This window comes from Nocardia sp. NPDC004340 (genome assembly GCF_053602575.1).
In genome coordinates this window covers 286,207-300,293 of record NZ_JBSGDW010000004.1, presented here as the reverse complement: position 1 = coordinate 300,293, position 14,087 = coordinate 286,207, and the positions used below count along the sequence as shown (strand labels likewise).

The 14,087-nt window shown below is 70.0% G+C and carries 13 protein-coding genes and 1 pseudogene; 9 read left to right on the top strand and 5 right to left on the bottom strand.

Translation table 11 applies throughout. The features are described from left to right. Positions 1-23 precede the first annotated feature (23 nt). On the bottom strand, positions 24-683 hold the full coding sequence (locus ACWEOI_RS17965) for a DapH/DapD/GlmU-related protein (protein WP_433672745.1): 660 nt from the start codon (positions 681-683) through the stop codon (positions 24-26). Between the two features lie 71 nt (positions 684-754). Between ACWEOI_RS17965 and alaS the strand changes: the two genes are divergently transcribed. The 6 genes from alaS to ACWEOI_RS17935 all read left to right on the top strand — a co-directional run bounded on the left by alaS (position 755) and on the right by ACWEOI_RS17935 (position 7,430). Next, positions 755-3,421 (top strand): alanine--tRNA ligase, encoded by a 2,667-nt coding sequence (gene alaS / locus ACWEOI_RS17960; protein WP_433672746.1) that lies wholly within the window; start codon positions 755-757, stop codon positions 3,419-3,421. Positions 3,422-3,541: 120 nt separating this feature from the next. Then, a complete protein-coding gene (gene ruvX / locus ACWEOI_RS17955) occupies positions 3,542-4,066 on the top strand; it encodes a Holliday junction resolvase RuvX (protein WP_433672747.1) in 525 nt (174 codons plus the stop codon). Further along, on the top strand, positions 4,063-5,562 hold the full coding sequence (locus ACWEOI_RS17950; protein WP_452360301.1) for an endolytic transglycosylase MltG: 1,500 nt from the start codon (positions 4,063-4,065) through the stop codon (positions 5,560-5,562). Before ruvX ends, ACWEOI_RS17950 begins: the two co-directional genes overlap by 4 nt. Then, positions 5,537-6,361, top strand: coding sequence for a shikimate dehydrogenase (locus ACWEOI_RS17945; protein WP_452360300.1), 825 nt, complete (start codon positions 5,537-5,539; stop codon positions 6,359-6,361). The genes ACWEOI_RS17950 and ACWEOI_RS17945 overlap by 26 nt, the downstream gene beginning before the upstream one ends. Positions 6,362-6,583: 222 nt before the next feature. Continuing rightward, the gene (locus ACWEOI_RS17940; RefSeq protein ID WP_433672750.1) at positions 6,584-7,054 is read left to right on the top strand and encodes a B-4DMT family transporter; all 471 of its coding nucleotides are present in this window, start codon (positions 6,584-6,586) and stop codon (positions 7,052-7,054) included. 142 nt (positions 7,055-7,196) lie between these two features. Beyond that, a complete protein-coding gene (locus ACWEOI_RS17935) occupies positions 7,197-7,430 on the top strand; it encodes a hypothetical protein (RefSeq protein WP_433672751.1) in 234 nt (77 codons plus the stop codon). A gap of 87 nt (positions 7,431-7,517) precedes the next feature. On the opposite strand, the gene aroB is transcribed toward ACWEOI_RS17935, so the two are convergent. The 4 genes and pseudogenes from aroB to ACWEOI_RS17915 form a co-directional block, all read right to left on the bottom strand. Continuing rightward, positions 7,518-8,636: a 3-dehydroquinate synthase gene (gene aroB, locus ACWEOI_RS17930; RefSeq protein ID WP_452360299.1), complete on the bottom strand. Its 1,119-nt coding sequence runs from the start codon at positions 8,634-8,636 to the stop codon at positions 7,518-7,520. Positions 8,637-9,286: 650 nt separating this feature from the next. Beyond that, positions 9,287-9,826 (bottom strand): annotated as a pseudogene (locus tag ACWEOI_RS17925) (shikimate kinase); the annotation flags it as partial. After that, on the bottom strand, positions 9,823-11,037 hold the full coding sequence (gene aroC / locus ACWEOI_RS17920; RefSeq protein WP_433672752.1) for a chorismate synthase: 1,215 nt from the start codon (positions 11,035-11,037) through the stop codon (positions 9,823-9,825). The pseudogene ACWEOI_RS17925 and the gene aroC, both read right to left, overlap by 4 nt. A 51-nt stretch (positions 11,038-11,088) precedes the next feature. Continuing rightward, positions 11,089-11,673, bottom strand: coding sequence for a prepilin peptidase (locus ACWEOI_RS17915; protein WP_452360298.1), 585 nt, complete (start codon positions 11,671-11,673; stop codon positions 11,089-11,091). A 150-nt stretch (positions 11,674-11,823) separates the two neighbouring features. On the opposite strand from ACWEOI_RS17915, the gene ACWEOI_RS17910 reads away from it, so the two are divergent. The 3 genes from ACWEOI_RS17910 to nusB are packed head-to-tail and all read left to right on the top strand — an operon-like array spanning position 11,824 to position 14,076. Continuing rightward, a complete protein-coding gene (locus tag ACWEOI_RS17910) occupies positions 11,824-12,948 on the top strand; it encodes a M24 family metallopeptidase (protein ID WP_433672754.1) in 1,125 nt (374 codons plus the stop codon). Between the two features lie 37 nt (positions 12,949-12,985). Beyond that, entirely contained in the window at positions 12,986-13,549 is a 564-nt protein-coding gene (efp, locus tag ACWEOI_RS17905) for an elongation factor P (RefSeq protein WP_357083405.1), read from the top strand. Positions 13,550-13,569: 20 nt separating this feature from the next. After that, entirely contained in the window at positions 13,570-14,076 is a 507-nt protein-coding gene (gene nusB / locus ACWEOI_RS17900) for a transcription antitermination factor NusB (RefSeq protein WP_357083402.1), read from the top strand. Positions 14,077-14,087: the final 11 nt, after the last annotated feature.

The following is a 14,087-nucleotide window of genomic DNA, read 5'->3' as shown; positions in this document are numbered from 1 at the left end:
GGTCAGTCCATGAGCGGGTCGCCTCAGTCCATGAGCAGATCGTGGTGGCGGGCGATCCGCTCGATCTCGGCGGGGCCGCCGCCCATGATGTCCCGCACGTACTCGGTGATCAGGTCGACGGGCCAGTTCCACCAGGCCGCCCGCAGCAGCATGGCCACCTCCGCGTCGCTGAAGCGCTGCTTCACCACCTGCGCCGGATTGCCGCCGACGATCGTGTACGGCGGCACGTCGGCGGTGACGACCGCGCCGGTGGCGATGATCGCGCCGTCGCCGATCCGGACGCCCGGCATGATCAGGCTGTTGTAGCCGAACCACACGTCGTTGCCGACCACGGTGTCGCCGCGGGACGGGATCGAGGTGATGATGTCCATGGTCTCCTCGGCCCAGGTGCCGCCGAAGATCGTGAACGGGAAGGTGGACACGCCCGCGGTGGGGTGGTTGGCCCCGGCCATGATGAACCGGGTGTTGCTCGCGATGGCGCAGTATTTGCCGATGATCAACTTCTCGGGCCCGAACGCGTACAGCACGTTGTCGGTCTCGAAGGCCGTCGCCGCTACCGGATCGTCGAAGTAGCTGTAGTCGCCGACCTCGATGTTCGGCGAGGTGACGTGCGGTTTCAAGAAGACGGTCCGGTGCGCGTGGGGGAGCGGGAAGCGCTGGGATGGGTCAGGGATCACAGTCACCCAGGCGATGGTAGCTATCGCCCGGTGGTGGGTGGAAACTCCCTGGACTCGGACCGGTAGGCTGGATACCTGTGCAGACCCACGAGATTCGACGGCGCTTCCTGGAGCATTTCGTAAAGGCCGGACACACCGAGGTACCGAGTGCCTCGCTGATCCTGGCCGACCCCAACCTGCTGTTCGTGAACGCGGGCATGGTCCAGTTCGTGCCGTACTTCCTCGGTCAGCAGACCCCGCCCTTCGACACCGCGACCAGCGTGCAGAAGTGCGTGCGCACCGGCGACATCGAGAACGTCGGCGTCACCACCCGCCACAACACCTTCTTCCAGATGGCGGGCAACTTCTCCTTCGGCGCCTACTTCAAGCGCGGCGCCATGGAACTGGCCTGGTCGCTGCTGACCGGCCCGGTCGAGGACGGCGGTTACGGTTTCGACCCCGAAAAGCTGTGGGTCACCGTCTATCTCGACGACGACGAGGCCGAGCAGATCTGGCGTGAGCTGGGCGTCCCGGACGAGCGCATCCAGCGCCGCGGCATGGCCGACAACTACTGGTCCATGGGCATCCCCGGCCCGTGCGGCCCGTGCTCGGAGATCTACTTCGACCGCGGCCCCGAGTACGGCGTCGAGGGCGGCCCCGAGGCCGACGAGGACCGCTACCTCGAGATCTGGAACCTCGTGTTCATGCAGAACGAGCGTGGCGAGGGTCGTGGCAAGGACGACTTCGAGATCCTGGGCCCGCTGCCCAAGAAGAACATCGACACCGGCATGGGCGTCGAGCGTGTCGCGTTCCTGCTGCAGGGCGTCGACAACGTCTACGAGACCGACCTGCTGCGTCCGATCATCGACAAGGCCGAGGAGCTGACCGGCCGCTCCTACGGTGTCGAGCACGCCGACGACGTCCGCTTCCGCGTCATCGCCGACCACGCCCGCACCGCCGCCATGCTGATCGGCGACGGTGTCAACCCCGGTAACGACGGCCGCGGCTACGTGCTGCGCCGCCTGCTGCGCCGCATCGTGCGCTCGGCCCGCCTGCTGGGCGCCGACAAGCCGGTGATGGGCGAGTTCATCAAGGTCGTCGCCGACCTCATGTCGCCGTCCTACCCGGAGCTGCTCACCGACTTCAAGCGCATCGAGAATGTCGCCGTCGGTGAGGAGGCCGCGTTCCTCAAGACCCTGAGCACCGGCACCAAGCTCTTCGACGAGACCGTCGACGAGGTGAAGTCGCACGGCAGCAAGAAGATCAGCGGCACCGACGCCTTCACCCTGCACGACACCTACGGCTTCCCGATCGACCTGACCCTGGAGATGGCCGCCGAGGCCGGCCTGCAGGTCGACGAGGAGGGCTTCCGCTCGCTCATGGCCGAGCAGCGCAAGCGGGCCAAGGAGGACGCGCTCTCGCGCAAGCACGCGCACGCCGACCTGACCGTCTACAAGGAGTTCGTGGACCGCGGCGCGACCGAGTTCACCGGCTTCGACGAGCTGGCCACCGAGGCCACCGTGCTCGCCCTGATCAAGGACGGCGTCCGGGTGCCGGTCGCCGAGGCCGGTCAGGACGTCGAGGTGATCCTGGACCGCAGCCCGCTCTACGCCGAGTCCGGCGGCCAGATCGCCGACCGCGGCTCGCTGAGCTCCTCGCACGGGCTCAAGGTGACCGTCAACGACGTGCAGAAGATCGCCAAGAAGGTGTGGGTGCACAAGTCCACCATCGAGGCCGGTCAGCTCACCGAGGGCGACACCGTGCTGGCGCAGGTCGACCCGACCTGGCGGCACGGCGCCACCCAGGGCCACTCCGGCACCCACATGGTGCACGCCGCGCTGCGACAGGTGCTGGGCCCCAACGCCGTTCAGGCCGGCTCGCTCAACAAGCCCGGCTACCTGCGCTTCGACTTCAACTGGCAGGGCGCGCTGACCGAGCAGCAGAAGGCCGACATCGAGGCGGTCTCCAACAGCGCGGTCGGCGACGACTTCCCGGTCAACACCTTCGTCACCGACCTGACCTCCGCCAAGAAGATGGGCGCCATGGCGCTGTTCGGCGAGAACTACGGCGACGAGGTGCGCGTGGTGGAGATCGGCGGACCGTTCTCCATGGAGCTGTGCGGTGGCACCCACGTGGCGCACTCCTCGCAGATCGGCCCGATCACCGTGCTCGGTGAGTCGTCGGTCGGTTCCGGTGTCCGCCGCGTCGAGGCCTTCGTCGGCCTGGACTCGTACAAGTACCTGGCCAAGGAGCGCGCGCTGCTGGCCGGTCTGGCCTCCTCGCTGAAGGTGCCCTCGGATGAGGTGCCCGGCCGCGTCGAGCAGCTGGTCGAGCGGCTCAAGGTCGCCGAGAAGGAGCTCGAGCGCACCAAGATGGCCGCGGTGCTGTCCAGTGCCGGCACCTTCGTGGAGCAGGCGCAGCGGGTCGGCAAGGTGCTGCTGGTCGCGGCCGCCGCCCCGGCCGGGGTGGGCGCGGGCGATCTGCGCACCCTGGTCCAGGACATCAAGGGCCGCTTCGGTTCCGAGCCCGCCATCGTGGTGCTGCTCGGCAATGCCGACGGCAAGGTGCCGTTCGTGGCCGCGGTCACCAAGGCCGCCCAGGATCTCGGCATCAAGGCCGGGGACCTGGTGTCCGCCTTCGGTCCCGCGATCTCGGGCCGTGGTGGCGGCAAGCCGGAGATGGCGCAGGGCGCCGGCTCCGATCCGTCGGGCATCGAGGCGGGTCTGGCCGCCCTGCGGTCGCGGGTCGCCGAGCTCGCCGGGTAGATGGACGACTCCGACACATCGCGGCCGGAGCCGGGGACAGCACGGCCGGAGCCGGCCACATCGCGGACTGATTCGGGAGATTCCTCCGGATTTGCCCGGACGCCCACCGAGGCGTCCGGGGTGTCCGCGGACGGGCGCGGCTTCGCGTCCGAACGGCCCAGCGTCGAGGCCGATCCGGGGCGTGGCCGCCGCATCGGCATCGATGTGGGTTCGGTCCGGATCGGTGTCGCCTCCAGCGATCCCGACGGTCTGCTCGCCACCCCGGTCGAAACCGTGCCGAAGACCAAGAAGGTCGCGCCCGGAACACTCGCGCCCGATCTGTCCAGAATTGCCGAGATTGTGCGGGAGTACGAGGCGGTCGAAGTGATCGTCGGCTTGCCGCGCACCTTACGCGGGGAGAGCGGCGCGTCGGCTAAGCTGGCGGCCACCTTCGCGGGACGTTTGCGGAACCTCATCGCACCCGTGCCGGTGCGACTTTCCGACGAACGGTTGACTACGGTGTCTGCTGCACGTGCGTTGCGAGACAGTGGAGTTCGCGCACGCGGGCAGCGGCAGGTCATCGATCAGGCCGCCGCCGTGTCGATCCTGCAAGGATGGTTGGACGAACGGAGTGCCCTATTGAAGCCGCGTGGTGAGGACGCATGACCGACCGCTGGACGCGGGCCGAGGAACGCTACCGGCAGAACGCCGAACGGCGTTATCGCCGCGACGATCTCGATTGGTCCGAGGCGGACGATTACGAGGACGACACCACCGTCATTCCGCGCTACGAGGACGAGCTCTACGAGGGTGAGCCCTATGCGGGCGAGGAGTTCGACGACAACCCCCCGCTCGACCCGGAACCCCCGCGCCGCAGCGCTCCCCCGCGCACCGAGCGCGGACGGGCCGACCGTGGCCGCCGCACCGAGCGGCCCGGCCGCGCGGGAGGGAAGGTGGGCGGTGGCCGGGGCCAGCGGCCCAAGCGTTCCCGGATGGCGTCGCGGAAAGCCGCCGAGCGCAAGCGCCGGCGTCGCAACCTGTTCGTCATCGCGGGCGTGTTCGCGATCCTGTTCGTCGGCGCGGTCGGCTTCGCGGGCTGGAAGTTCCTGGGCAAGCTGGGCGGTCCCGAGGACTTCTCCGGACCGCAGGGCCCGCTGGCGATCATCCAGATCAAGCCCGGCGACACCGCCACCCAGATCGCGGACACCATGGCCGACAAGGGCGTGGTGGCCAGCAGCGGCGCGTTCTACGAAGCGGCCGTGCGCAATACCAACATGAACTCCATCCAGCCCGGGTACTACGCCATCCCCAGCCACAGCAAGGGCGCCGAAGCGGTGACCGCGCTGTTCGGCAAGGACGCCCGGGTCGGCAATGTGGTCATCTCCGAGGGCCGCCAGCTGCACGACTCCAGCGACGTCAACACCGGCGCCCGCAAGGACGGCATCTACCGCAAGATCGCGGAGGCCAGCTGCGTCGGCGCCGGCAGCGCCGCCAAGTGCGTCACCTACGAGCAGCTCGACCAGGCCGGGTCCACGGGTGATCCCATGGCGCTGGGTGTTCCGACGTGGGCGCTGGAACGGGTCAAGACCGTGCCGGACCGCTCTCGTCAGCTCGAGGGCCTGATCGCCGGCGGCACCCTGGATTTCGATCCGACCGCGGGCCCGCAGGACATTCTCAAGCAACTGGTGACCGCGAGCGCGAGCAGTTACGAGGCGTCCGGGCTCATGCAGTCTGGCGCGGCCAACGGCCTGAGCGCCTACGACACGCTCATCGCGGCGTCGCTGGTGGAGCGTGAGGCGCTGCCGCAGGACATGTCGAAGGTGGCGCGGGTCATCGTGAACCGGCTCGCCGCGCAGCAGCCGCTGCAGTTCGACTCCACCGTCAACTACGCGCTCGACAAGACCGAGGTCGCCACCACCGACTCCGATCGCGCGCACAAGACCCCGTGGAACACCTACGCCATGCCCGGCTTGCCCGCGACGCCGATCTCGGCGCCGTCGCTGGGGGCCATGCGCGCCATGGAGAATCCCGCGCCCGGCCCGTGGCTGTACTTCGTCACCATCGACAAGCAGGGCACCACGTTGTTCACCGAGAACTACAACGAGCACCTGCGCAATATCGAAAAGGCCAGGCAGAGTGGAATTCTCGACAGTGGACGGTAAGCGCAGGGCCGCCGTGCTCGGCAGCCCGATCGCCCACTCCCGTTCGCCGCAGCTGCATCTGGCCGCCTACCGGGCGCTGGGCCTGGACTGGACCTACGAGCGCATCGAGTGCACCGGCGAGCAATTGCCCGGACTGGTCGACGGACTCGGCCCCGAATGGGTGGGTTTGTCGGTGACCATGCCCGGCAAGGTCGCCGCGCTCGCGTACGCCGACGAGCGCACCGAGCGCGCGGAACTGGTCGGATCGGCGAACACGCTGGTGCGCACCGACTCCGGCTGGCGCGCCGACTGCACCGACGTGGACGGCGTGCGCGGCGCGCTGGAAGGCGCGGGCGTGCAGGAGATCTCGCGTGCCCTGGTGCTCGGCGCGGGCGGCACCGCCCGGCCCGCGCTGCTGGCCCTGGCCGATCTGGGCGCGCACACGGTCTCCATCGTGGCCCGTGACCGCGGTCGCGCCGCCGAAACCCTGGAACTGGCGGAGCAATTGGGCATGTCGGCCGAGATCCTCGGCTTCGACCCCGAGGGCCTGTTGTTCGTCTGCTCCGACGTCGACGCCGTCGTGAGCACCGTGCCCGCGGAAGCGGCCGCGGCCGTGGCGGATTCGGTGGCCGCGGCGCCGGTGGTGCTCGACGCCATCTACAACCCGTGGCCCACCCCGCTCGCCGCCGCGGTGGAACGGGCGGGCCACACCGTGGTGAGCGGCCTCGAGATGCTGCTGAACCAGGCCTACGGCCAGGTCGAGCAGTTCACCGGGAAGCCCGCTCCGCGCGCGGAGATGGCGGCCGCGCTGCGGGAGTGATCGCGGTCGTCGGAGTGCCTCCGGATCGGGTCGGCGCGGATCGGACCATCGACTTCTGTTCATGGCGGCCCGGCGCTACGGCGCATGGGCGGTGGTGCGGACCTGCTCGGCCGGAGCGTGTCGGCCCCGGATGGGGCCTGACGCCCCGGTCGGCTAAGGTTCTGTAACAAGTTTCAGTTCATTTGGTTCGGCCGGGCGGCCGCGCAGGGTTAAGGTGATCACATGAATGCGTGGGTGTTGCGCGCCGTGGGCTTGGGGGCGCTGACCGTTGTGCTGGAGACGCTGCTCGGGGTGGGCATGCGGTACTGGCCGACCGCGGGTGTGTGGATGCGCATCCTGAGCCTGATCGTCCTGGTCGGCGCCGTCGTGATGTGGGGCCTGCTGGACGGCCGCTCCGACCGCCAGGCCAACCCGGATCCCGAGCACGGGACCGATCTGACCATGCGCTGGCTGAAGGCGGCGCTGGCCGCGGGTGTGGGCTCCCAGCTGGTGGCCTGGATCCTCGACTTCATCCCCGGCTTCGATCTCGGCGACCAGGGCCTGGTCTTCAATGTCACCTCGGCCGCCGCGTTCATCGTGCTGCTGATCTTCATCCCGGTCATGCTCGGCGTGGTGCTCGGCCGCTGGCTGGTCGGCCGCGAGGGCAAGAAGTCGGCCCCCGCCGCGCCGACCCAGGAGCCGGTCAGCGCCTGACGCTCCCGCTGAACTCGACCCCGCGCCACATTCCTTGTGGCGCGGGGTTTTTCGTTTGCGCGCCGCTTTCCGCAGCGTCCCGATTCCGCGGGGCCGACGAGTTGCCGGATCGGCGGTGACATCGTGGGGGCAGAATATGGCTATGGATACTGTCACCGCTCTTGATCTGCGGAGACTGTTGGCCGCAGACGACCCCGAAGCATGTCTGGTGCTGGCCGAAGGCCGCACGCAGGTAGCCACCGGCGCCGACGCGCCGGGCATGAGGCTGATCGACCGGTCCCAGGTGCTGGCTCGGCTGGGCTCGGATCCGCAGGAACTGGCGCTGGTCGAGTACGCGGCGCTGCTGGACTCCGAGATCCGGATGCAGGGCGGCTGACCCGCCCGGATACGACGAAGCCCGTCGCCGATTCCCGGCGACGGGCGTCGTCGTGACTACCGCCGTGTCCTACGAGCGGGCCGTGTCCTACAGCAGGATGGCCCCGCCGGTCGGGCCGTCCTCGCGGGCGATGGCCGAGTAGGCCGCGGCCAGCAGGCTCGGGTCCGGGCCCTCCAGGCGGCCCGGCTTGGCCAGGCCGTCGAGCACCACGAAACGCAGCACGCCCGAGCGGGTCTTCTTGTCGGTCTGCATGGCGTCCATCAGCTGCGACAGCGCGTCGGCGTCGTAGGTGGTCGGCAGGCCGATGCTCTCCAGGATCGTCTTGTGCCGGTCGGCGGTCTCGTCGTCGAGACGTCCGGCCAGACGGCCCAGCTCGGCGGCGAAGACCAGGCCGACCGAGACGGCCGCGCCGTGCCGCCACCGGTAGCGCTCGCGGCGCTCGATGGCGTGGCCCAGGGTATGGCCGTAGTTGAGGATCTCGCGCAGATCCGATTCCTTCAGGTCGGCGGCCACCACATTGGCCTTGACCTGGATGGCGCGGCGCACCAGCTCGGGCAGCACGTCGCCGGTCGGGTCCAGCGCGGCCTGCGGGTCGCGTTCGACCAGCTCGAGGATCACCGGGTCGGCGATGAAACCGGCCTTGATGATCTCGGCCATGCCCGCCACGATCTCGTTGCGCGGCACCGTCTCCAGGGTCGCCAGGTCCACCATGACCGCGGCGGGTTCGTGGAAGCACCCGACCAGGTTCTTGCCGGCCTCGGTGTTGATGCCGGTCTTGCCGCCGACCGCGGCGTCCACCATGGCCAGCAGCGTGGTCGGGACGTGCACGATGTCGACGCCGCGCATCCAGGTGGCGGCCACGAATCCGGCCAGGTCGGTGGCCGCGCCGCCGCCGAGGCTCACGATCAGGTCCTTGCGGGTCAGCCCGATCCGCCCGAGCACCTCCCAGCAGAACCCGGCGACCTGCAGATCCTTACCGGCCTCGGCGTCCGGGATCTCCACCCGGTGCGCGTCGATCCCCTTGTCCACCAGGGCCTTGCGCACCACCTCGGCGGTCTCGGCCAGCGGCGGCTGATAGAAGATCGCGACGGTCCGCACCGCGGACCGTCCGGTCACCTCGTCGACCAGATCCCCGAGCAGGCCCCGCCCGATGATCACCGGGTACGGGTCCGCGGTACGAACCTCGATGCGAGTCGGCTCGCTCATGCTTGCTGCTCCGATTCTGCTTGTGCGGATTGATCTGCGCTGTGCTCGGCGCGCGCCCGCGCGCGTGCCCGTCTGGCGCGGGCACGGCGGGACCGGCCGCTACCGGGCGCCGCCACGGTGCCCGAGGCCCGGTCCGAACCTGGTTGCGCGGCGGGAGTATCCGGGCGCGCGGCGGCCGCGGTGGTCTCCGCCGCCGATGCCGCCTGGGACGAACTCTGGCCACCGGCGGTGGGGTTCGAGGGCGCACCGGCCGCGCGCGCGGCGCGGCGGCGCCGTCCGCCGACCGGACGTTCCGAGGCGGCGGTGCCGGAGTCGGTGGCCGGTGCGGTCGTGGAAACCGTGGCGGGCCTACCGGATTCGGTGGCCCGGCCGCCCCGGCGGCGCGAACGGCGGTTGCGGCGACCGCGTTTCGTGGTCTCGGCTCCCTCGGCGCTGTCCTCGGACCGGCCGCCGGGACCGCGGCCATTGCGCTCGGGAGCACTGGAATCGGCCGTGGCGGTGGTCGTTTCGGTTCCGGTCGCGGTGTTCTCGCCGCGGCCCTTGCCGCCCCGGCGGCGTTTGCGGCGCGCGCGGGAGCGGGAGGACGCGGCCGACTCGGCGGGCGTGGTGTCGGTGGCCGGGTCCTCGGGGCGCTCGACCGGCTCGATACCGAGTTTGGCCAGGATCATGCGGACGACGCGGCCGGGGCTGCGGCCGTCGGTGCGGACCCGCACGGTCGCCACCTCGCGGTAGAGGGGGCGGCGGGTCTTCATCAGTTCGCGGTACTTCTTGGCCGGGTCGTCGCCGTTGAGCAGCGGGCGATTGGTGCTCGCGCCGGTCCGGCGCAGGCCCTCGCCGACACTGATCTCCAGGTAGATGACCGTGCGGTCGCGCAGCAGTTCGCGGGTCGCCGCCGAGAGCACCGAGCCGCCGCCCAGCGACACCACGCCGTGCCCGGCGAGGACGGCGTCGCGGACGACCTCTTCCTCGATGCGCCGGAACTCCGGCTCGCCGTCGGTCGCGAAGATCTCCGGAATCGTGCGCCCGGTGCGCTCCTCGATTCCGGCGTCGGTGTCGTACAGCTCCACGCCGAGCTCACGGGCCAGCTTGCGCCCGATGGTCGATTTGCCCGCGCCCGGCGGGCCGACCAAGACGACATTCGGTGCGGGCCGGTCGGTTTCGCCCGGCGCCGCACTGTCCTCGGTGGTCACTGCCCGGCGTTGCCCGGAATGTGCGGGCGGGCGTTGATCCGCTTCAGGTACGCGTGGATGTTGTCGATGGTCTCGGGCAGCGAGTCGCCGCCGAACTTCTCCAGCACCGCCTGCGCAACGACGAGCGCCACCATGGCCTCGGCGACCACACCGGCGGCCGGGACCGCGCACACGTCGGAGCGCTGGTGAATGGCCACCGCCTCCTCGCCGGAGGTCATGTCCACCGTCGACAGCGCGCGCGGCACCGTCGAGATCGGCTTCATGGCCGCGCGCACCCGCAGCGCCTCGCCATTGGTCATGCCGCCCTCGAGGCCGCCGGCCCGGTTGGTGGAGCGCAGCACGCCGTCGGGGCCCGGGCGCATCTCGTCGTGGGCCTGGCTGCCGCGGCGGCGGGCGGTCTCGAAACCGTCGCCGACCTCGACGCCCTTGATGGCCTGAATGCCCATGAGCGCGGCCGCGAGCCGCGAGTCCAGGCGCGCCTCACCGGAGGTGAACGAGCCCAGGCCGACCGGCAGGCCCTCGATGACGACCTCGACCACACCGCCCAGGGTGTCGCCGTCCTTCTTGGCCGCCTCGATCTCGGCGATCATGGCCGCCTCGGCGTCCTTGTCGAACGCGCGCACCGGCGACTCGTCGATGGCGTCCAGATCCGCGGCGGTCGGCACCACACCGGTGGTGTTGGCGGCCGCGCCGATCGACACCACGTGCGAGATGACCTCGACCCCGAGCGCCTGACGCAGGAAGTTCTTGGCGACCGTGCCCGCCGCGACACGGGCCGCGGTCTCCCGGGCGCTGGCGCGCTCCAGCACATTGCGAGCGTCGTCGAAGCCGTACTTGAGCATGCCCGAGTAGTCGGCGTGGCCGGGACGCGGACGGGTCAGCGGCGCATTGCGCGCCAGCTCGGCCAGCTCGGCCTGATCGACCGGGTCCGAGGACATGACCTGGGTCCACTTGGGCCACTCCGAGTTCGCCACCTCGATGGCGACCGGTCCGCCCATGGTGCGGCCGTGCCGCACGCCGCCGACCATGGTCACCACGTCGGCCTCGAACTTCATCCGCGCGCCACGCCCGTACCCGAGTCGACGCCGGGCCAGCTGCGCGCCGATCTCGGCGGAGGTCACCTCGACACCGGCCACCATCCCCTCGAGGATGGTGACGAGAGCAGGACCATGGGATTCTCCGGCAGTTATCCAGCGCAACACGAGTGACATCCTTTCATGAATACCGAGGTGCCCGGACACACGGCCCGCGCGAACCCGATGTCAGCGCCCGGCCAGCAACGCCACCACGCTCGCCGCACACATGGCGGGCCCGTGCGCGAGCGTCGCGACCTCGCCCGCCACGCCGCCACCTCGCCCGGCGGCCGCCGATGCCACTGTGCGCGGTGGTTCGCGCCACACACGGATCACCGCGCGATTCACCGGCCGCGCGCTGCCGCGCCCGCCCGGCGACCACGGTGGAGCCGGAACGAGCGGGATGCGGGTCCCGAGGGTGGGCGTCATGAGTGTTCCCGCCGCGGCGCAGGCCGTCAGCATCGGTGCGGTCAGCGCGGCCCACGACCAGGTCCAGGCTCCGCCCAGGGCGGTCGCCGCGCCCAGGCCCAGCGCGAGTTTCACGTCCCCCGCGCCGAGTGCGGGCGGGCAGCACAGGTGCACGACCAGGTAGGGGAGCGCGAGCATGAGCCCGCCCGCCACCGCCAATTCGGGTGTGCCCACGGCGAATCCGTAGCCGAGGATCACCACCGCCCCGGGCAGGGTGAGGGCGTCGGGCAGCCGGCGCTCCCGCGCATCGAAGGCGCTCAGGGCCGCGCACCACACCGTGAGCACCAGCATCGCCGTCCAATTCATGCTTCGAGGTTCTCGCGTCCGCGGCCCGCGTGGGCGGTGCCGTCGCGAAATGTGGACAACTGCTTCGGTTGTGAATACCGGGGTTTCCCTATCCACCCCATTCACGTGTTGCGGGCCCGTGTCGCGGCGTGTCGGCGGTAGCTTTGACGCATGTCTGCTGATCACGATCCGGCCCGGCGACCCGACTACGCGCTGCGCCGGGCCAGCCTGCGGAATCTGCTGGTGGAGAACCGTGTCGACGCGCTGCTGGTCACGGACCTGATCAATGTCCGGTACCTGACCGGTTTCACCGGGTCGAACGCCGCGCTGCTGGTCTACGCCTGGGATTCCAGCGAGGACCGCACCATCATCAGCACCGATGGCCGCTATCTCACCCAGGTCGGCGTGCAGGTGCCGGATCTGCGCGCCGAGATCAACCGGTCGTGCGCGCGCCGGGTGATGGAGATCGCGGGGGAGTGGCAGACCGGACGGGTCGGTTTCGAGAGCCACGTGGTCACCGTCGAACAGCATCGCGGCCTGGCCGCCCTGGGCACCGGCCTGGACCTGGTCCCGGTGTCGGGCCTGGTCGAGCAGCTGCGCATGGTCAAGGACGACTACGAGGTGGACTGCCTGCGCGCGGCCTGCGACGCCGCCGACGCGGCCCTGGCCGCCCTGCTCGAACGCGGTGGTCTGCGTCCGGGCCGCACCGAGCGGCAGGTGGCCCGCGACCTGGAATGGCTCATGTTCGAGCACGGCGCGGAGGCGGTGTCCTTCGAGACCATCGTGGCGGCGGGCGCGAATTCGGCTGTCCCGCATCACCGTCCGACCGAGGCTGTGCTGGCCACCGGCGATTTCGTGAAGCTCGACTTCGGGGCGGTGTCGCGCGGCTACCACTCCGACATGACCCGCACCTTCGTCCTGGGCGCACCGACGGATTGGCAGCGCGAGGTGTACGACCTGGTCAGCGCCGCGCAGAAGGCCGGCCGCGAGGCCCTGGCCCCGGGCGTCTCCACCCAAGCGGTCGACGCCGCGTCGCGTCGGGTGATCGAGTCGGCCGGTCACGGCGACCTGTTCGTGCACGGTCTCGGGCACGGCGTCGGCCTGCAGATTCACGAAGCGCCCGGAATCGCCAAAACCGGCACGGGTACACTGCTGGATGGCGTGGCGGTGACCGTCGAGCCAGGTGTGTACTTCCCCGGCCGCGGTGGCGTCCGGATCGAGGACACGCTCGTGGTTCGCCAGGGGGGCCCGGAGCTGCTCACCCGCACCAGCAAAGACCTGACCGTCGTCGACTGACGCGCGGTTGCAACGACTAGTAGGAGATCCGAGGACAGTGGCGGACACCAGCGACTTCAAGAACGGCCTCGTGCTGAAGATCGACAATCAGCTTTGGCAGATCGTCGAGTTCCAGCACGTGAAGCCGGGCAAGGGTCCCGCCTTCGTGCGCACCAAGCTGAAGAACGTCGTCGTGGGCAAGGTTGTCGACAAGACCTTCAATGCCGGCGTCAAGGTGGAGACCGCGACCGTCGACCGTCGCGACATGCAGTACCTCTACCACGACGGTGAGGACTACATCTTCATGGACGGTGAGACCTACGACCAGATCCACCTGAGCGAGCAGCTGCTGGGCCGCAACGCGGGCTTCCTGCTGGAGAACATGGCCGTCCAGATCGCCATGCACGAGGGTGAGGCGCTGTTCGTCGAGCTCCCCGTCGCCATCGACGTCATCGTCACCCACACCGAGCCGGGCCTGCAGGGCGACCGCTCCTCGGCCGGCACCAAGCCCGCCACCGTGGAGACCGGCGCCGAGGTGCAGGTGCCGCTGTTCATCAACCAGGGCGACAAGCTGCGCATCGACACCCGCGACGGCAGCTACATCAGCCGCGTCAACAACTGACGCGACGGATAATGTCTTCCGTGGCCGATCAATCGGACAAGAAGTCTTTCAAGAAGCTCGGCGCACGGCACAAGGCGCGTCGGCGTGCGGTGGATCTGCTGTTCGAGGCGGAAGCCCGCGACATCGACCCGGCCGACCTGCTCTCCGAGCGGGTCTCCCTGGCGGTGCGTGAGGAGTCCATCGCGCCGATCAACCCCTACACCCGGGTCCTGGTCGAAGGCGTCGCCGACGATCTGGACCGGGTGGACGGCACCATCGAGTCGTACTTGTCGCAGGACTGGACGCTACCGCGGCTGCCCGCCGTGGACCGCGCCATCCTGCGGGTGGCGGTGTGGGAGTTGTTCCACGCCAACGACGTTCCCCCGGTGGTGGCCGTGGACGAGGCGGTGGAGCTGGCCAAGGAGCTGTCCACCGACGATTCCCCGTCGTTCATCAATGGCGTGCTCGGCCAGGTGGTCCAGGTGGCTCCGCAGGTGCGGGCCGCCGCCGCGGCCACTCGCTCGACCGTCGCCGACGACGACAAGTAGTTCGAAGGAGA